This window comes from Flavobacterium sp. 9AF, assembly GCF_902506265.1.
GTDB lineage: Bacteria > Bacteroidota > Bacteroidia > Flavobacteriales > Flavobacteriaceae > Flavobacterium.
Window position 1 is genome coordinate 1 of sequence record NZ_LR733586.1, and the last position, 19314, is coordinate 19314.

The 19314-nt window shown below is 30.0% G+C and carries 17 protein-coding genes; 12 read left to right on the forward strand and 5 right to left on the reverse strand.

Translation table 11 applies throughout. From position 1 onward, the window contains the following. Window positions 1-139 precede the first annotated feature (139 nt). The 5 genes from HALO113_RS15885 to HALO113_RS15905 all read right to left on the reverse strand — a co-directional run bounded on the left by HALO113_RS15885 (window position 140) and on the right by HALO113_RS15905 (window position 5107). Window positions 140-910: an enoyl-CoA hydratase/isomerase family protein gene (locus HALO113_RS15885; protein WP_159780087.1), complete on the reverse strand. Its 771-nt coding sequence runs from the start codon at window positions 908-910 to the stop codon at window positions 140-142. Between the two features lie 27 nt (window positions 911-937). Further along, window positions 938-2365, reverse strand: coding sequence for a PAS domain-containing sensor histidine kinase (locus HALO113_RS15890; protein WP_159780089.1), 1428 nt, complete (start codon window positions 2363-2365; stop codon window positions 938-940). Window positions 2366-2422: 57 nt separating this feature from the next. After that, the gene (locus HALO113_RS15895; RefSeq protein ID WP_159780091.1) at window positions 2423-2971 is read right to left on the reverse strand and encodes a CopD family protein; all 549 of its coding nucleotides are present in this window, start codon (window positions 2969-2971) and stop codon (window positions 2423-2425) included. Window positions 2972-3086: 115 nt separating this feature from the next. Further along, window positions 3087-4112: a ferrochelatase gene (gene hemH / locus HALO113_RS15900; RefSeq protein ID WP_159780093.1), complete on the reverse strand. Its 1026-nt coding sequence runs from the start codon at window positions 4110-4112 to the stop codon at window positions 3087-3089. Window positions 4113-4234: 122 nt separating this feature from the next. After that, window positions 4235-5107 carry a helix-turn-helix transcriptional regulator gene (locus tag HALO113_RS15905; RefSeq protein ID WP_159780095.1) on the reverse strand — a complete coding sequence of 291 codons (873 nt, stop codon included), beginning with the start codon at window positions 5105-5107 and terminating at the stop codon, window positions 4235-4237. 229 nt (window positions 5108-5336) lie between these two features. Here HALO113_RS15905 and hemA point away from each other — a divergent pair, with 229 nt between their 5' ends. The 12 genes from hemA to HALO113_RS15965 all read left to right on the forward strand — a co-directional run bounded on the left by hemA (window position 5337) and on the right by HALO113_RS15965 (window position 19303). Beyond that, window positions 5337-6584, forward strand: coding sequence for a glutamyl-tRNA reductase (gene hemA / locus HALO113_RS15910; protein ID WP_159780097.1), 1248 nt, complete (start codon window positions 5337-5339; stop codon window positions 6582-6584). A gap of 10 nt (window positions 6585-6594) precedes the next feature. After that, window positions 6595-7509, forward strand: a complete 915-nt coding sequence (hemC, locus tag HALO113_RS15915; protein WP_159780099.1) for a hydroxymethylbilane synthase — start codon at window positions 6595-6597, stop codon at window positions 7507-7509. A gap of 17 nt (window positions 7510-7526) precedes the next feature. Continuing rightward, the gene (locus HALO113_RS15920; protein ID WP_159780101.1) at window positions 7527-9269 is read left to right on the forward strand and encodes a TrkH family potassium uptake protein; all 1743 of its coding nucleotides are present in this window, start codon (window positions 7527-7529) and stop codon (window positions 9267-9269) included. 11 nt (window positions 9270-9280) lie between these two features. After that, a complete protein-coding gene (locus HALO113_RS15925; protein WP_159780103.1) occupies window positions 9281-9997 on the forward strand; it encodes a TrkA family potassium uptake protein in 717 nt (238 codons plus the stop codon). Continuing rightward, window positions 9998-10666 carry a uroporphyrinogen-III synthase gene (locus HALO113_RS15930; protein ID WP_159780105.1) on the forward strand — a complete coding sequence of 223 codons (669 nt, stop codon included), beginning with the start codon at window positions 9998-10000 and terminating at the stop codon, window positions 10664-10666. Window positions 10667-10713: 47 nt separating this feature from the next. Beyond that, complete coding sequence (hemE, locus tag HALO113_RS15935; protein ID WP_159780107.1) at window positions 10714-11739, forward strand: uroporphyrinogen decarboxylase; 1026 nt, start codon at window positions 10714-10716, stop codon at window positions 11737-11739. Between the two features lie 35 nt (window positions 11740-11774). Then, on the forward strand, window positions 11775-12344 hold the full coding sequence (locus tag HALO113_RS15940) for a DUF3575 domain-containing protein (RefSeq protein WP_236554763.1): 570 nt from the start codon (window positions 11775-11777) through the stop codon (window positions 12342-12344). A 30-nt stretch (window positions 12345-12374) separates the two neighbouring features. Further along, window positions 12375-13277 carry an oxygen-dependent coproporphyrinogen oxidase gene (gene hemF / locus HALO113_RS15945; RefSeq protein ID WP_159780109.1) on the forward strand — a complete coding sequence of 301 codons (903 nt, stop codon included), beginning with the start codon at window positions 12375-12377 and terminating at the stop codon, window positions 13275-13277. An 11-nt stretch (window positions 13278-13288) separates the two neighbouring features. Further along, entirely contained in the window at window positions 13289-14317 is a 1029-nt protein-coding gene (locus HALO113_RS15950) for a DUF4421 family protein (RefSeq protein ID WP_236554765.1), read from the forward strand. A 12-nt stretch (window positions 14318-14329) separates the two neighbouring features. Beyond that, the gene (hemB, locus tag HALO113_RS15955) at window positions 14330-15319 is read left to right on the forward strand and encodes a porphobilinogen synthase (RefSeq protein ID WP_159780111.1); all 990 of its coding nucleotides are present in this window, start codon (window positions 14330-14332) and stop codon (window positions 15317-15319) included. Window positions 15320-15516: 197 nt separating this feature from the next. After that, complete coding sequence (gene dprA / locus HALO113_RS15960) at window positions 15517-16629, forward strand: DNA-processing protein DprA (RefSeq protein ID WP_159780113.1); 1113 nt, start codon at window positions 15517-15519, stop codon at window positions 16627-16629. Window positions 16630-16726: 97 nt separating this feature from the next. Continuing rightward, window positions 16727-19303, forward strand: a complete 2577-nt coding sequence (locus tag HALO113_RS15965; RefSeq protein WP_159780115.1) for a phosphoenolpyruvate carboxylase — start codon at window positions 16727-16729, stop codon at window positions 19301-19303. The last annotated feature ends 11 nt before the right edge of the window (window positions 19304-19314 follow it).

A 19314-nucleotide genomic window follows, 5' to 3' on the forward strand; every position in this document is an offset into this window, starting at 1 on the left:
GCATCAACAATCTAATCTAAAAATGAGAACTTATAAAAGAAAAAACACTTGCAAGAACGTTCTTGCAAGTGTTTAATTTAATTATTTTTGTCTAATAAATCTGTATCGATTTTTTAGGACTAGTCAAATGATAATTTTCTTACTTAAAAATAGCTTTTCTTTTTTCTAAGAAAGCCGTTGTTCCTTCTTTAAAATCTTCTGTTCCAAAACAAGCACCAAAATTTTCAATTTCTACTTGATATCCGTTGGTACCGTCTTCAAAATTCGCATTAATAGCTCCTATGGCTTTTGCTATTGCAGTACTAGAGTTTTTAGTAATTTTTAAAGCAATTTCTTTAGCAAAAGATACTAATTCAGCTTGTTCCACAACATGATTTACTAATCCATAATCTTTAGCTGTTTGTGCATCAATCATACTTGCTGTCATAATCATTTCCATCGCTCTTCCTTTTCCAACCAATTGTGCCAATCTTTGAGTTCCTCCATATCCAGGAATTACGCCTAAAGTTACTTCTGGTAAGCCCATTTTAGCATTCGTTGATGCAATTCTAAAATGACAAGCCATAGCCAATTCTAATCCACCACCTAACGCAAAACCATTTACAGCAGCAATAACTGGAGTGGTTAAATTTTGTACAAAATCAAACAACAACTCTTGTCCTTTGGCTGCTAATTTTCCACCATCCTCTACAGAAAAATTAGCAAACTCAGAAATGTCTGCTCCAGCGACAAAAGCTTTTTCGCCACTTCCTGTTAAAATAATAGCTTTTATAGTTACATCGTTATTTAATAATTTAAACGCTTCATGCAATTCTAAAATAGTGGCTTTATTTAATGCATTTAATTTTTCTGGTCTGTTAATAGTAATAATAGCAAGATTATCGAATCTTTCAATTAAAATATTTTCCATTTTAAAATTTATAATTATTTTGTTTTGTTAAATACGTTCTTTTTCTTCTGTTACAGGAAAAGTGACTAGAAATTCTGTGCCCTTGCCATCTTCACTATCAAATGTAATACTTCCATTATAATTTTCAATAATATTCTTTATAATAGCTAAACCTAGACCCATACCACTTGATTTAGTGGTAAATTTAGGCTCAAAAACACGTGCTTTGTTTTGCTCCGTAATTCCTTTTCCATTATCTTTTACCGATATTATCACATTTTCCTCGTCTTGATATACTTTTACAAAGATAGCTTTATTCTCTTGTTCTTCTGGTATGGCTTGTATGGCATTTTTTACTAAATTGGTAATAACCCTAATTAATTGTGTTCTGTCTAAACTAGCAATTATTACATCACTTGAAAAAGTAAAATGAATGAAATCTTCATTAAAAATATCTAAGGCTAATTGTACTACATTAACAACATTGAGAGTCTCATTTTGTTGTGCAGGCATAGAAGCAAAATTTGAAAAAGCACTGGCTACAGCACTCATTGTGTCTATTTGTTGAATTAATGTTTTAGCAAAATCATCTAATTTTTCTTTGGCTTTAGGATCATTGGTATCAAACCTTCTTTGGTAACTTTGAACTGTTAATCGCATCGGTGTAAGCGGATTTTTAATTTCATGTGCCACCTGTTTTGCCATTTCTCTCCAGGCCTGCTCCCTTTCGCTTTGGGCTAATTTTGTAGCACTATCCTCTAATTTATCCACCATATTATTATAGGATTCAATCAATAGATTAATTTCTTTGCTTCCTTCATCCAAATCAATCTTCTGATTTTGCTGGTTAAAATTAGTTTCTTGTATTTTGTCTGATATTATTTTCAAAGATTTAGTAATGTAACTAGATAGAAAATAGGATAAAAAGATAGAGATTAATAACATTACAAAATAAACTTGGCTAAATCGAATCAGAAAGTTTTTTATCTCATTATCATAAAACTCAGTATCTTCTTCATAAGGCAAATTAAGAATCGCTAATGGTTTAAACTTGTTATCTTTAATATAGCTATAAGAAGATCGATAAGGTAAGCCATCTATTTTAGTAAATTCAACATATCTTTTATCAATTGTGCCTTGTAAAATTTTAAGTGTAGAATTGTTTATTTCTGGACGAATGCTATCCATTTTAAAAACAGGTTTCGAAGAAATAATCAAGTTCCCTTCCAGATCAAAAAAATTAATCTCTAAGCTATGAATGTCAGCGATTTCATGTATTTTTTCTTTAAAAATATATTGAATATTTTCGGTTGTGAGAGGAAAACTAGTATTGTTAAGAATATAATTTATATTTTCAATGATTGCATTTTCTTTTCTTTCTAATCTGTCTTGATGGTATTCTCTTGCTTCTTTTTTAAATTGATAATAGGAAACTAATGCGATTAAAATGGAAGCAATTAATGTTAAGAATATCATGGAAAGAAATATTCTTAATCGGAGAGAAATATGTTTTATTTTTAAAATTTGAAACACTTATTTATTTTTTTCTCTAATGCGTTTATAAAATTTAAAACCTACCATAATTAGTATAGAAAAAACCAAAATACCTATAACGCCATAAATCCAATTGATAGCATTTTTTAAAATAACTAAAAAAACAATTGCAAATAAAAGTAGTGTTGCACCTTCATTCCAAATTCTAAAAAAATTAGAGCTGTTTTTTAGATTATTTTGTTGTAATTGTTTGAATATTTGATGGCATTTTCCATGATAAATGTATAACAACAAAACAAATGCCAATTTTACATGCATCCATGGTTGAGTCAACCAAAATTTTCCCGATTCGGTAAAAAATAACATCCAAAAAGCAAAAAAACTCGCCAAAACTGCACTAGGCCAAGTAATAATATACCAAAGCCTGTACTGCATTAACTGATATTGCTTAATTAAAATATCTTGTTCTGGTTGTGGTTTTTGTTTGGCTTCGGCATGGTAAACAAATAACCTAACAATATAGAATAATCCTGCAAACCAAGTAATAACAAAAATTAAATGTAGTGCTTTTATATAATTATATTCCATTCGTTAACGTTATTTTCATTTGTATATATAAATTCATTTTGTCAAAAATATCATAAAAAACAATTATTTATGCTTTTAAAATACAATAGCTCATTTTCAAGTTTGAATTGTAGGATTAATTTTCTTGTAATGCCCACTGATCAATCCAGCGGCTTAATGTTTTTACCCAATCATCATTGTCATTCAAACAAGGTATGTTTAAGAAATTTTCACCTCCATTTTCTTTAAAACTATGTGCTGCTTCCATCCCAATTTCTTCTAATGTTTCTAAACAATCTGAAACGAAAGCTGGAGTAACAACAGCAAGATTTTTGATTCCTTTCTGTGCTAGTCCATCGATAGTGGCATCTGTGTAAGGTTGTAACCATGGATCTCTGCCTAATCTAGATTGAAAAGAAGTACTGTATTTTCCTTCTTCTAAACCTAAGAATGTTGCTACTTGTTTTGTAGTTTCATAACATTGATGACGATAACAAAATTCATGTGCTTTTGAAGGAGTATTACAGCAACTACCATCTATTTTACAATGAGATTTCGTTACATCACTTTTTTTAATATGTCGCTCTGGAACACCATGATATGAAAAAAGCAAATAATCGGAATGAAACGTTTCAAGTGCTCTTTTAATTGAATTTGATAAATCTCTTATATAATCTTTCTGATTATAAAATGCTGGCAGAATAGTAAATTTCATAGCAGGAAATTTTTCTTTTCTAATTTTTTCAGCTAAAACTAATATTGTTTCAGTTGTAGCCATAGCAAATTGAGGATAAAGTGGCAACAATAAAACTTCTGTAGCACCTTTATCGTGTAATTCTTTTAATCCAGCTTCTATACTTGGGTTACCATAACGCATAGCTAAGGAAACAGGTACACTTATATTTTCTTGTACTTTGTTTTGCAACCTTTTGGATAGGATTATTAATGGAGAGCCTTCTTCCCACCAAATTTTTTTATATGCAGCTGCCGATTTTTTGGGTCGAGTGTTTAAAATAATTCCTTTTACCAAAAAAGCTCTTAGTAAATAGGGAACATCTATTACCCTTTCGTCCATTAAAAATTGGTCTAAGTATTTTTTTACATCTTTAACTTCTGTACTGTCAGGCGAACCTAGGTTAACTAATAATACTCCTTTTTTCATTTGTTCTAATTCTTTCGTAATCTTTTCTATTTGATAAAAGTACACAATCGGGAAATGCTCTTCTTTCGTTTATTTTATTTTTTAATTATAGCTTTATTATTAAAAGTAATGCTTCAATCGATTTATACATTAAGATTTAAATTCATTAAATACTTTTTAGGAGTAGTCCCAAATTTTTTCTTAAAGGCAGCAATGAAATGACTGGATGTACTATAGCCTACTTTTAATCCTACTTCATTCACATTGTAAGAACCAGAATCTAGCATTTTTCTAGCATATTCCATTTTGTAATCAAATAGGAAGCTATACACACTATCTCCATAAATTTGCTTGAAACCCACTTTCAATTTTTTTAACGTTAGCCCAACAGTATCAGCTAATTCTTGCAAGCCAGGTGGTTCGGCCATATTTTCAATAACAATTTCTTTTGCTTTTTTTATTTTTAGAACATTCTCTTCATCTATCAAAAAGGGGCAATGTTCTGCATTTGGATCTTCATTTTGATTGAAATACAAACTCATTAATTCATACCCTTTTCCTTTTAAATATAAATTTTTAATGGAAGAATTTTGATTGTAATGGAAAATTTGATTGAGAACAATAGCCATTGATGGACTTATGTCTTCTTCTCCATAGTATTTCTTGTCTAAATTTTCTTGACTTAAAAAAGGAATTACATCGGCTTCATTAGAAAAAAGAGCATGAAATTTTTTAATAGAAATTAGCATTGAGATTATCCAAGATTTTGGGCTAATTTCTAAATGTAAAGGCAATTCTTTTTGCGGATTATAAAGTAAAAGTGACTTTTCTTCATTTAAATCCAAAGCATAAGTACCTTGATTGAAAATAAATTTCGCTCTACCTTTCACATTAAAGTGAAACTGTATCAAACCTGTTTTTACTTGTTTTTCAACTCGTTCCATGATATCTGAATCATTTTGAAAACGAAGTAAGGTAAAGTCTGGTTCAATTTTTATTTCTTCTAATGAACTCATAGCGTTGTTTTTTTAGTTAATAAAAAGATTTCCAAAATTAAACTTATTTAGATTGGTTATAAATAAAAATCTTCTGATTAACCAATTTTACTACAAAAATACAGCAAAAACAAAAAACAAATCATAATTTTATTAAAAATTCTGCAATCGATATAAAAAGTCCTTTGAGCGTTATTTTTAAAACTCACAGTGTACTACTTTTGTTTTTACTTTTAGGTAAATACAATTTATGGAGAATTTTACAAGAGTAAAACATACTACATTTTATGCTGTTGGATTGAGTTACAAGAAAGCGGATGCAGAAATGAGGGGAAAATTTAGTTTAAATGATAAAACTAGAATTGATTTATTAGAACAAGCTAAAAGAGAAAATATTGAAAGTCTTTTTGTTATCTCAACCTGTAATCGTACAGAGATTTATGGCTTCGCAGAGCACCCATTTCAATTGATAAAATTATTATGTGATAATAGTTTAGGAACAGTAGAGGATTTTCAAAAAATCGCTTACATATATAAAAACAAAGAAGCTGTAAATCATTTATTTAGAGTAGGTACTGGTTTAGATAGTCAAATTTTAGGAGACTTTGAAATTATCTCTCAAATTAAAATTGGTTTTACTGAAAGTAAAAAGTTAGGATTAGGTAATAGTTATATTGAACGCTTGGTTAATGCTGTTATTCAAGCTAGCAAAAGGGTAAAAAACGAGACAGAAATTAGTTCAGGAGCCACATCAGTATCATTTGCTTCAGTGCAATACATTATGAATAATGTTAATGATGTAGGCAATAAAAACATCCTCTTATTTGGAACAGGCAAAATAGGTAGAAACACTTGTGAAAACTTGGTTAAACATACAAAAAATAATCATATTGTTTTAATAAACAGAACCAAAGAAAAAGCAGAAAAAATAGCTGGAAAATTTAATTTAATTGTAAAAGAGTATGCAGATTTACATTTAGAAATTCAAAAAGCAGATGTTTTGGTGGTGGCAACAGGAGCACAAAACCCAACAATTGATGCCGCTATTCTAAATTTAAAAAAACCATTACTTATTTTAGATCTTTCCATACCAAAAAATGTAAATGAAAATGTTACAAATCTTTCTGAAGTATCTTTAGTTCATTTGGATTATTTATCTCAAGTAACCGATGAAACTATAGAAAAAAGAAAAGAGCATATTCCTGCTGCTGAAAAAATTATAGAAGCAATTGTGGAAGAATTTATGAATTGGTCTAAAGCAAGGAAATTTGCACCAACCATACATTCTTTAAAAGAAAAATTGGCAGATATAAAAAAATCCGAATTAAATTATCAAAGAAAAAAAATAGATAATTTTAATGAAGAACAAGCTGAAATTATTAGCAATAGAATCATTCAAAAAATTACAACTCATTTTGCTAATCATTTAAAAGATGAAAGTACAATGGTTGATGAGAGTATTGAGTGGATTGAAAAGGTATTTCAGTTAAACCATTAAATTACTTCTTTTGAAAAAAACAATACGCATAGGTACTCGCGATAGTGAACTAGCACTTTGGCAAGCACACACTGTCCAGAAAAAACTAATTGCCTTAGGATATAATACTGAAATTATAGCTGTAAAATCTACTGGTGATATTATCTTAGATAAACCCTTATATGAATTAGGTATCACAGGTATTTTTACTAAAACTTTAGATATAGCTATGTTGAAAGGTGAAGTAGATATTGCTGTTCATTCTATGAAAGATGTACCTACTAGTTTACCAAAAGGCATCGTGCAAGCAGCAGTACTTGAAAGAGCAAGCACCTTAGATATATTAGTACATAAAGGAAATTTAGATTTTTTAAATGCTAGCGGAATAATAGCCTCTGGAAGTTTGAGAAGAAAAGCGCAATGGCTTCATAAATATCCTACACATGAAGTAGAAGATTTAAGAGGTAATGTAAATACACGTTTACAAAAATTAAAAGATAACCTTTGGAATGGCGCTATTTTTGCCGCAGCAGGTTTAGAAAGAATCAATTTAAAACCAGATACTTTTATTAATTTAGACTGGATGATTCCTGCACCTGCACAAGGAGCAATGCTTGTAGTTGCTATGGAAAATGACGTTTTTTCTCTAGAAGCATTATCAAAATTAAATGATAGAGAAACTGCTATTTGTACCTACATTGAAAGACATTTTTTAAAAACTCTAGAAGGCGGTTGTACAGCACCAATAGGTGCATTAGCCACAATTCAGAATGAAAATATCTATTTTGAAGGTGCTTTATTTTCTTTAGACGGAAAAGAAAAAATTTACATTAAAAAAAGTTGTAATTTTGCTGAATATAAATCTTTTGGAAAAGATTGCGCTAATGAAATTTTAACTCGTGGTGGTGATTCTTTAATGAAAGAACTTCGAAAACAATTAAAGTGAAATAAATCACTAATAAAATGGAAAGAGAATCATTACTCAACTATATTTATAGGTTTTTTGATATCATTGTATTATTATTTATAGTATTTGATTTTGGATACGATTTTGCAGAAAACTTTAATAGTCCTCATGTAATAGGTTTATTAATTCTAACTTTTTTACTACTCCTTTTTAATACTTTTAAATTTTTTATCTATAAGTATAAGAGCAATAAAAAAGTAGCATTTGTAAACATGATTATCATTTCTTTGCTACTAGTCTCTTCTTTAATTATCGCATTTTTAAATACTGATTTTAGTTATCATTATATATTACAAAAAATAAAACCTGTTTTAGAAGGTGGTTTAATTGTGTACTTTCTACTTCGTCTACTGGTTTTAGTAAGGCATATTTATGATATCTATTTCAATCCCGCAATTGTTTTTGTTGGGAGTTTTTTAATTTTAGCTTTATCTGGCGGTTTTCTCTTAATGCTTCCTAGTGCAACCACAAACGGCATCAGTTTTACTAATGCATTATTTACAGCTACTAGTGCAGTATGTGTAACAGGGTTAGCTGTAGTAGATACTGGAGCTGATTTTACAACTGTTGGTCAGTCTATTATTCTAGTTCTTATCCAATTAGGAGGAATAGGAATACTTACTTTTACTTCATTCTTTGCGTTCTTTTTTAGAGGTAGTTCTTCTTTTAAAGAAGGATTGAATACTAAAGATTTTATAGCTCAAGAAGGTCTTCGGGATGTTTTTAGAGCGGCATTAAATGTGGTTATTTTTACTGTAGGAGTTGAAATTGTAGGTGCAATATTTATCTACTTTTCTATTGCAAATAATTATGCTATAACAAACAAATTCTTTTTCTCCATTTTTCATTCAATATCTGCTTTCTGCAACGCTGGATTTTCAATTTTTTCTGCAGGATTATATGATGAAAGTATTCGATTTCACTACTTTTTTCAGTGGATCGTTATGATTCTCATTGTTTTTGGAGGATTAGGTCATAACATTGTTTTTAATTTTTATAAATATATTAAAACACATGTTTTAGAATTTTTTGATAATAAATTAATTCATAAACAAGTTCCAGTGATTACAGTAAATACTAAAATTGTAATCTATACAACAATAATACTTCTATTTGGTGGATGGATCTTTTTATTCATTTCAGAATATGATTATACACTAGTAGAACATCCTACATTTTTTGGTAAAATTACTAATGCTGCATTTAGCTCAGTAACACCCAGAACAGCAGGATTTAATGTAATTGATTATTCAAAAATGAGTGTTCCCTCTTTGCTTTTTGTAATATTTTTAATGTGGATTGGTGGCTCACCTGCTTCTACAGCTGGTGGTGTAAAAACGAGTACTTTTGCATTGGCAACATTAAATATATTCAGTATTGCCAAAGGAAAAAGCAGAATACAAATTTTTGGAAGAAGAATCAGTAGTGAATCCACATCAAGAGCATTTGCTATTTTGTGTATTTCTCTTATTGTTATAGGAATAGCTATTATGGCATTATTAATTTTTGAACCAAAAGACACACCTGTTTTAACAGTGGTTTTTGAGTGTTTTTCTGCTTACAGTACTGTTGGATTAAGCTTAAATTTTACTCCTACGCTATCAGAACCTAGCAAGTATGTTATTATAGCTGTAATGTTTATTGGAAGAATAGGGATGCTTAACTTGATGGTTGGTTTGCTAAGACAAATGAATCACCAGTTTTATGAACTCCCAAAAGAAAATATTTTGATTAACTAAAAAAGTTTCAAATGAAAATAATTGTTTTTGGACTTGGAAATTTTGGAATGTCCCTGTCGTTAAGTTTAACTGAAACAGGAAATGAAGTTATTGGTATTGATAAACAAATGGATAAAGTAAATCTTGTAAAAGATAAAATTTCTCATGCCATTTGTATGGACTCAACTAATGAATTAGCTTATGAAGCAGTTCCCTTAAAAGATGCTGATAAAGTAGTAGTTGCCATAGGAGAAAATGAAGGTGCTGCAATTATTACTACTGCTATTATTAAAAAATTGAGTGATGTAAAAATTATAAGTAGAGCATTATCTCCTATACATGATACTGTTTTGGAGGCTATGGGTATTTATAGTATTATTCATCCTGAACAAGATTCTGCTGATCGTTTAACAAAACAGATTAATTTTAAATCAACTTTAGAAAATTATCAATTGGATAATAATTTTACGATTTCTGAAGTAAAAGCAAAAAAAGAGTTCTATGGAAGAACACTTGGAGAGTTAGATTCGGTAGATAAATATAGTTTAACTTTGGTTACCATTATTCGTAAAAAAGAAAAAAGAAATCTTATTGGTAAAAAAACAATTGTAAAAGAATCTATAGGGAGACCTCATCCAGATACTATAGTTTTAGAAGATGATATCCTTGTGGTTTACGGAAATAATAAAGATATCGAAAATTACTGTATGGGTCAAGAAGAATATGATTTGAGAAATAAAAAAATTTAAATGATTGTTTTAAGTACTAAAAAACTTACTGAACAACAAATTAATTTATTTGATAAAGAAAAGTTTTCTCTTATTCATACTAATTTTATAAAAATAAAAAGAATTAATTTTATAGTTAATAATATTAATGAATACCTTATTTTTACTAGTAAAAACGCAGTAAAGAGTGTCTTGAAAAACATTAATATTAAGCTGATTAAAGAAAAAGATTGTTTTTGTGTGGGAGAAAAAACAAAAAAATTTCTAGAAAAGAAAGGCTTCAATGTAATAATACATCAAAAAGATGCCAATACATTAGCTGAAGTCATTTGTAAAGAGTATTTCCAAAAGTCATTTACTTTTTTTTCTGGATCCTTACGCAAGGATATTCTTCCAAGGAAATTAGAGGATAATAAAATTCAGTTAGATGAAATTTCAGTTTATCAAACTTTTTTTAAATCTAAAATTATTAATTCTAAAACAAATGCTATTTTGTTTTTTAGCCCTTCTGCAGTGCAAAGTTATTTACAAAAAAATAGCATAACTAATCAAGTTTGTTTTTGTATTGGTCATACTACTGCTCAAGCATTAGAAACCGATTCATCCTTAAAAGAAAAAAATAAAATTATAGTTGCTTCGGAACCCACAGTTGAAAACGTAATAGAAGAAGTAATAAAATATTATACCTAATTGGTACATTCTTAAAAAGAATATTACCTATTTAAATCAAAAATTAAATGTTAAAAAACGATTTATTTTTAAAAGCACTCAATAACGAATCAGTTGAAAGACCGCCTGTTTGGATGATGCGTCAAGCTGGGCGTTACTTGCCAGAGTTTATGGCAATAAAGGAAAAATATGATTTCTTTACAAGATGTAAAACTCCAGAATTAGCCTCTGAGATTACTGTACAGCCTATACGCATTGTAAAACCTGACGCTGCTATTCTATTTTCAGACATTCTTGTGGTTCCTCAAGCAATGGGAATCGATGTAGAACTACAAGACAATATAGGACCTGTTTTACCTAATCCCATTCGTACAGCAAAAGATGTTGAACGCGTTTTCGTTCCCAATATTAACGAAACATTAGGATATGTCATGGACGCTATAGATATGACTAAAGAAAAATTGGAAAATGAAGTGCCTCTTATTGGCTTTGCAGGTTCTCCTTGGACCATTTTCTGTTATGCAGTAGAAGGGAAAGGTTCTAAAAGTTTTGATAAAGCGAAAGGATTTTGTTTCTCTAATCCAGTTGCAGCACACCAACTTCTTCAAAAAATTACTGATACCACTATCTTATATTTAAAAGAGAAAGTTAAACATGGTGTAAATGCAGTGCAAATATTTGATTCTTGGGGTGGAATGCTCTCACCAACAGATTACACCGAATTCTCATGGCAATACATTAATCAAATTGTAGAGGCCTTAGCCGAGGAGACAAAAGTAATTGTGTTTGGAAAAGGTTGCTGGTTTGCGCTTAATGATATGTCAAAATCTAAAGCAGCAGCTATTGGTGTGGATTGGACTTGCTCCCCAAAAAATGCGCGTTATCTTACAGGTGGTAAAAAGACACTTCAAGGTAATTTTGATCCTGCACGATTGTTATCTCCAATTCCTGTAATCAAAAAAATGGTTCATGAAATGATTGATGAATTTGGTAAAGATAATTATATTGTAAATTTAGGACATGGTATTTTACCTAATATTCCTGTAGATCATGCAAAAGCATTTGTAGAAGCAGTGAAAGAATATAATAAATAAGAAAAACTATTTTACTAATAAAAAGAGTATGAATTATGAATCTGATTTTCAAAATAAAAAAGATTTTCATACTCTTTTTGTTTTTCCAATTTGCCATTTTAACAGTCAAAAGTCAAAATATTAAAGGAAATGTAGCTTCTGCTTTATTAGGAATTCCAAATTTTGGTTACGAAATTCCTTTAGGAAAAAAAACTTCCTTTCAAGTTGATTTAACGGCTTCTTTTTGGGAGTCAGTCCAGCATGCACCACAAAAATTTATTATGCTTTTTCCTGAATTTAGATACTATTCTAAAATAGTTAATAAAGGATTTTTTTTGGGTACACATATAGGTGTAAGTAATTATACTATGCAAAAATACAATTATTGGTCAACCGATTATTACCAGAAAGGTTTCAATGTAATGTATGGTGTTACAACTGGATATAGCTTTGAAATTAATCAAAAATGGAATTTAGAATTGTTTTTAGGAGGAGGGTCAAGTCAAGCATATTACAAAGGTTATAAAATAAGTAATCAAGAAAGATATGATGCTGCCAAAAAATATAACAAAAGTGGTGAGTGGATTGTATATCGAGGTGGATTAATGCTCGTGTACAAACTATAATTATAAAAAGCATATAATTTAGATTATAAAATGAAAAATAAATTTTACGCATACATTCAAAATCTACAAGATCAAATTTGTAAAGGATTAGAAGAAATTGATGAAAAAGCTTTTTTTAAAGAAGATTTATGGACACGTCCAGAAGGTGGTGGTGGAAGAACGCGTGTAATTGAAAATGGAAACGTTTTTGAAAAAGGTGGTGTTAATATTTCAGCAGTTCATGGTAAATTACCAGATACCATGCAAAAGCTATTCAATGTTGGTGAAGCTGATTTTTTTGCTTGTGGATTAAGTTTAGTCATTCATCCTAAAAGCCCAATGGTACCAACAGTTCATGCAAATTGGAGATATTTTGAAATGTATGATGAAAAAGGAAATGTAATGAATCGTTGGTTTGGAGGCGGACAAGATTTGACTCCCTACTATTTGTTTGAAGAAGATGCTAAACATTTTCATCAAACATGTAAAACAGCATGCGATAAACACGATACTTCATTTTATTCAAAATTTAAAAAACAATGTGATAGTTATTTCTGGAATGCACATCGTAATGAAGCACGTGGAATAGGTGGTTTATTTTTTGATTATTGTAAGGAAACAGACTCTTTTTCAATGGAAAATTGGTATAATTTTGTAACCGAAGTTGGAAATAGTTTTTTAAATGCCTATATACCCATTGTTGAAAAACGTAAAAATTTAAGTTATAATTCAGAACAAAAAAATTGGCAAGAAATTCGTCGAGGAAGATATGTAGAATTTAATCTCGTTCACGATAAAGGAACATTATTTGGATTAAAAACAAATGGAAGAATTGAAAGTATCTTAATGAGTTTACCTCCACATGTACAATGGGTATATAATTATCTTCCTGAAAAAGACAGCGAAGAAGAAAAATTAATTAGTATTTTAGAAAAACCTATTGATTGGGTGTAAACTTATTATAATTGAAACCATTTTGTGCATACATATTATTATTTATCCAGTTTCTTTATGCCCAAGATGAAGGTGAATTATTACATGCTAAAATGCATAAATATGATCCTAATTATAGGATAAATTATTTTGATAAAATGATTTTCAAAATAGATATAAACAGTGATGTGGATAACTATACCATTCCTAATTTAAGTAAACCATTTGGCAATGAAAGTCGGTTTGTGCCCAATCAAAAAACAAAACTAAGATTCTCTTTTGATTATAAGTTTTTAGGATTATTTGTTTCTTATTCTCCCAATTTTTATGCAAAAGATGAGTCTATATATGGTGAAACAAAAACTCTCGATTTGAGTTTTAAATATTTTTACACGGATAGATTAAGACAAGAAGTAGATTTTAAAATCACAAAAGGTTTTTATGTTGAAAGTCCATTACAATTAGAACCTTTAGATATTTATCCTCAATTAGAAATAAGAACAATAGGTGGTAAGACCTTTTATATTTTAAACAATAATTTTTCTTACCGCGCTTTTGAAAACATGACCGAAAGACAAGTTAAAAATGCAGGAAGTTTTATACCATCCGTTGGCTATTACTTTAATAGATTAAAATCGAAAAGAATAGATGAAACTGAAAAATCTTTAATTAAAGTATACTCTTTTGACGCTATTTTCCAATATGGTTATATGCATAATTTTATTTTGAGTAGAAAATGGTTTGCAACTTTAGGTGCACATCCAGGAATTGGTTTAAATCGCTCTAAGAGTTATCTTTATGAAAAAAATATAGATCATGAAACAATTCTAAAATCGACTAACATGAATTTTAATTTGGATTTAAATCTTTCCTTAGGTTATAATAATAAAAACCTTTTTGGAGGAATTAAAAGTAATTTTAGAGACTATCAATACGACAATTCTAAAACCGCTGAATTAATTAATTCTAAATTGTATATCGACTTTTTCATTGGTTATCGATTTAAAGAAAATAAAAAAATAAAAAAAGTATTCGAATTATTAGAAAAGAAAATATTTTAAAAAGTTATAATTATGTTCCCATTACGAAGAAATAGAAGATTAAGAACAAACGAAAGCATCCGTTCTCTTGTTCGTGAAACCATATTAACTCCAAATGATTTTATTGTTCCCCTTTTTGTTGTAGAAGGAAAAGGAATAAAAAATGAAATCCCATCAATGCCTAATTATTACAGATACAGTTTAGACCTTCTAGAAAAAGAAGTAAAAGAACTATGGGCAATGGGTTTAAAATCGGTTTTAGTTTTTGTAAAAGTCCCAGATAATTTAAAAGATAATAAAGGAACGGAAGCCCTAAATCCAGATGGATTAATGCAAAGAGCTGTTAAAATGATTAAAAATGCTGTACCAGAAATGGTAGTAATGACAGATGTAGCTTTGGATCCTTATTCTATTTATGGACACGATGGTATTATAGAAAATGGACAAATAGTCAATGATATTACATCCCATTTTTTAGCAGAAATGGCTCTGTCTCATGCAAAGGCTGGTGCAGATTTTGTGGCTCCAAGCGACATGATGGACGGTCGCATATTAGATATTCGCGAATTACTGGAAGAAGAAAATTTCATTAATACAGGTATCATGAGTTATAGTGCAAAATACGCTTCTGCTCATTATGGCCCTTTTAGAGATGCATTAGATTCTGCTCCAGTAGATTTAATGAATATTCCAAAAGACAAAAAAACATATCAAATGGATTTCCATAATAGAGAAGAAGCTATTCGAGAAACTCGAATGGATATTGAAGAAGGTGCAGATATTGTAATGGTAAAACCAGGTATTGCTTATTTAGATATTGTTAGAGAAATTAAAAACATGTCTGAAGTACCTGTAGCTGTATACCAAGTTTCAGGTGAATACGCAATGATTAAAGCGGCAGCTGAAAAAGGCTGGCTCGATCATGATGCTATTATGTTAGAACAAACAACTGCAATTAAAAGAGCAGGTGCCGATATCATCGCAAGTTATTTTGCCAAAGATATTGTTCGTTTATTAAAATAAGTATTTGGAGCGAATGGTTTGGTTATTTTTGCAATCATAATTCCTGCTGTTCGCTTCAATTTGTCATTTCTTCGTTCCTCCCAATGACAAGATTTCCACTTCCATCAGGGCTAATGAGTTAGCTTTTTACTTTTTTGATAATTCCAAAATTAAACCTACTTTTGTGTATTATATAAGCCATTTATTTATTACACGCCATGTTACAAAACGATTTATACTACACGCTTGCATTATTGCAAGTGGAAGGAATTGGTGATATTCTTGCCAAAAAACTAATTCAAAATTGCGGTTCCGCAGAAGCTGTTTTCAAAAGTAAATCCACAACCCTTGCTAAAATTGAAGGTATTGGTAAAACCGTATTAAAAAACCTCCAAGACCCCTTCATTTTTCAAAAGACGGAAAAAGAGTTACTTTTTATCGAAAACGAAAACATTTCAACTTGGCACTATTTAGATGATCTTTATCCTGAAAGACTCAAACAATGTTTTGACGCACCGGTTCTATTATTTACTTCTGGAAATATCAGTCTCAAGAATCAAAAAATAATTAGCATTGTGGGTACCCGACAAGTAACTACATATGGTTCCGAAATGACCAAAAAAATAATCGAAGAATTAGCCCCTTTACAACCCATTATTGTAAGTGGCTTTGCGTATGGTGTAGATATCGTTGCCCATCAAGCAGCCATGGAATTTGGATTACAAACAATAGGCGTTTTAGCACATGGTCTAAACCAAATTTACCCTAAATCTCATAAAAAATATATGGTAAAAATGGAAGAAAAGGGTGGCTTTTTAACCGAATTTTGGAGCAATTCAAAACCGGATAGAGAAAACTTTGTAAAAAGAAATCGTATTGTCGCTGGTATTAGCGAAGCTACTATTGTAATAGAAAGTGCTGAGAAAGGTGGCTCACTAATTACAGCTCAAATTGCAAACGATTACAATAGAGACGTCTTTGCTGTTCCAGGAAGAACTACCGATAAATACAGTCAAGGTTGTAACAATTTAATTAAAACACAACGTGCTTATTCTCTTACCTGTGCTGCAGACCTTCTTTATAATCTGAATTGGGACATTGATTCCAAAAAGATAAAAGAAGAAAAAGGAATACAAAAACAATTATTTGTTTCCCTCACTGAAGAAGAAGAAAAAATATACAATTATCTTCTAGTAAAAAATAGTGAACTTATCGATATTATCTCATTAGAATGTGATTTCCCTATATTTAAAACCTCTTCTATTTTATTAAATATGGAATTAAAAGGTATTATTAGACCTTTACCAGGAAAAATATTCGAATTAATTTAAGAAATTCATAAAAAAATAACAAAGTGTTTGTTTTATAACACGAAACATTGGAATTCTTTAAAATTATTAACGTAATTTAGTGTCAAATTTATTCGCAATGTATTCTTTACCCAAACTAGAGCGTTTTGAACAAAACGTAGCTTCCAAGTTTAATATTTACAATAGTATCTTTATTACACTTCCTTATGATGAAATTAACAATACAGGCGTTTTATTACCGCTTTTTTCAGATGTTTGTCAGCAAGGTTATAAAAACAATCAAAGTCCAGATGAGATTTTCGAAAATTTTACCACAAAATATCTTGAAAACGCTTCAGAAAAAGAGAAGATAGATTTAATGTTTCGTTTTATTCAATATGTAGAAAGACAAGTAGTTTTGTTTGATGCTATTGAAGATGCCGCTTTCAATATAGTAAACAATATGGAAGGCAGTAGTTCTTTACGAAGTATGAAAGAAAGAGCAGAACAACGCTTTAAAAAAGAAGAATTAATTGCTTTTTTGAACGAATTTAAGGTGCGAACGGTTTTAACTGCGCATCCAACCCAATTTTATCCGGGCTCTGTTTTAGGAATTATTACCGATTTGACCGAGGCCATTAAGATAAATGATTTAAATGCTATCAAAGAATTATTGGCACAATTAGGAAAAACACCTTTTATAAAAAAGGAAAAACCAACACCTTTTGACGAAGCGGTAAGTTTAATTTGGTATTTGGAAAATGTATTTTACCATACTGTTGGCGAAATGATGCAATACATCCAAAAGAATATTTTTAAGAAAAAATCGGTATTGCAAAATGATATTTTAAATCTTGGTTTTTGGCCTGGTGGAGATCGCGATGGAAATCCATTTGTAACCACAGAAATCACTTTAAAAGTAGCCGACAGATTGCGCACCGCTATTTTGAAATGCTATTATTTAGATATTCGAAAATTAAAAAGAAAGTTGACCTTTTCAGGAGTAGAAGAAGTAATCAGTGTTATTGAAAATAAATTGTATCGATCGGTTTTTTATTCGGAAGGAACGGTTTTCATTTCCAAAGAAGAATTATTGACCGAATTAAATAAAGTAAAAGATCTTTTAATAGATAAACACCAATCATTATATCTTAACGAAATTGATGATTTATTGAACAAAGTAAAAGTATTTGGGTACCATTTTGCTACTTTAGATATTAGACAAAACAGTAAAATTCATCAAGCGGTTTTTCAAGATATTATTTCCAAAAATCCTGCCTTATTTTCTGTAAATTATAATGAATTAGACGAAGCTGCAAAAATTGAAATTTTATCCACGGTTACTGCAAATTTAAATGAAGATGATTTTTCTGAAATAGGTACAAAATCAACTTTAGGTTCTATCAGAGCCATTAAAACTATTCAAGAAAAAAACGGTGAATTAGGCTGTAACCGTTATATTATTAGTAATAATGAAAGTGCTTTAAACGTGATGGAAGCCTTGTCTTTATTTCGTTTAACCAATTGGAAAAATCCTCCAGTAGATATTGTACCTCTTTTTGAAAGTGTAGACGATTTGGAAAAAGCAGATACTGTTATGGAACAATTGTATACCAATCCCACATATAAAGAACATTTAGAAAAAAGAGGAAACCAACAAACCATTATGCTTGGTTTTTCTGACGGTACCAAAGATGGTGGTTATTTAATGGCCAATTGGGGAATTTATAAAGCCAAAACGGCTATTTCAGCCATGTCTCGAAAATACAACATTAAAGTTGTCTTTTTTGATGGTCGTGGTGGTCCTCCAGCGCGTGGTGGTGGAAAGACACATCAGTTTTATGCTTCTTTAGGCCCAGAAATAGAAAACAAGCAAATTCAATTGACTATTCAAGGACAAACAATTAGTTCCAACTTTGGTACACTCGATTCTTGTCGTTACAATCTAGAAAATCTTTTGAGTGCTGGAGCCAATAATCAGGTTTTTCATCATGAAGAAAATCATTTGACGGAAAAGGAAAAAGAAGTGATGCAGAAACTTTCGGAAATTAGCTATCAAAAATATATCGATTTCAAAAAGCACCCAAAATTTGTTCCTTACTTGGAAAACATGAGTACCTTAAATTATTATGCTAAAACGAATATTGGAAGTCGTCCTTCGAAAAGAAAACAATCGGCCCAACTCAATTTAGACGATTTAAGAGCCATTCCTTTTGTAGGTTCGTGGAGTCAATTGAAACAAAACGTACCTGGTTTTTTTGGTGTAGGAACAGCTTTAAAATATTTTGAAGAAAATGGAAATTGGGAAGATGTTCAAAATTTATACAAGAACTCCTTATTCTTTAAAACGTTATTAGAAAACAGTATGATGGCTTTGAGCAAATCATTTTTCCCATTAACGGCTTATATGCAAAAAGATCCTGAATATGGTGCGTTTTGGACGATTATTCATACTGAATATTTGGAGACAAAACGATTATTATTGAAAATATCAGGTTTTACGGAATTAATGGAAAATTATCCCGATGGAAAAGCTTCGGTAGCCATGCGTGAAAAAATTGTCTTACCCTTGCTCACCATACAACAATATGCTTTATTAAAAATTAAAGCCTTAAAAGAGAGCGACAATCCAGATGAAAATCAAATTGCAGTTTATGAAAAAATCGTAACCCGATCCTTGTTTGGAAATATTAATGCCAGTCGAAATTCGGCTTAATTTATTTTAGA

Bases quoted from the DNA above. Each gene is read 5' to 3' on its own strand.
- hemB (WP_159780111.1), top strand. From the start codon at position 14,330: ATGTTCCCATTACGAAGAAATAGAAGATTAAGAACAAACGAAAGCATC.
- HALO113_RS15890 (WP_159780089.1), bottom strand. From the start codon at position 2,365: ATGATATTCTTAACATTAATTGCTTCCATTTTAATCGCATTAGTTTCC.
- hemH (WP_159780093.1), bottom strand. From the start codon at position 4,112: ATGAAAAAAGGAGTATTATTAGTTAACCTAGGTTCGCCTGACAGTACA.
- hemA (WP_159780097.1), top strand. From the start codon at position 5,337: ATGGAGAATTTTACAAGAGTAAAACATACTACATTTTATGCTGTTGGA.
- hemF (WP_159780109.1), top strand. From the start codon at position 12,375: ATGAAAAATAAATTTTACGCATACATTCAAAATCTACAAGATCAAATT.
- hemE (WP_159780107.1), top strand. From the start codon at position 10,714: ATGTTAAAAAACGATTTATTTTTAAAAGCACTCAATAACGAATCAGTT.
- HALO113_RS15885 (WP_159780087.1), bottom strand. From the start codon at position 910: ATGGAAAATATTTTAATTGAAAGATTCGATAATCTTGCTATTATTACT.
- HALO113_RS15930 (WP_159780105.1), top strand. From the start codon at position 9,998: ATGATTGTTTTAAGTACTAAAAAACTTACTGAACAACAAATTAATTTA.
- HALO113_RS15925 (WP_159780103.1), top strand. From the start codon at position 9,281: ATGAAAATAATTGTTTTTGGACTTGGAAATTTTGGAATGTCCCTGTCG.
- HALO113_RS15920 (WP_159780101.1), top strand. From the start codon at position 7,527: ATGGAAAGAGAATCATTACTCAACTATATTTATAGGTTTTTTGATATC.
- HALO113_RS15965 (WP_159780115.1), top strand. From the start codon at position 16,727: ATGTATTCTTTACCCAAACTAGAGCGTTTTGAACAAAACGTAGCTTCC.
- HALO113_RS15895 (WP_159780091.1), bottom strand. From the start codon at position 2,971: ATGGAATATAATTATATAAAAGCACTACATTTAATTTTTGTTATTACT.
- HALO113_RS15940 (WP_236554763.1), top strand. From the start codon at position 11,775: ATGAATCTGATTTTCAAAATAAAAAAGATTTTCATACTCTTTTTGTTT.
- dprA (WP_159780113.1), top strand. From the start codon at position 15,517: ATGTTACAAAACGATTTATACTACACGCTTGCATTATTGCAAGTGGAA.
- HALO113_RS15905 (WP_159780095.1), bottom strand. From the start codon at position 5,107: ATGAGTTCATTAGAAGAAATAAAAATTGAACCAGACTTTACCTTACTT.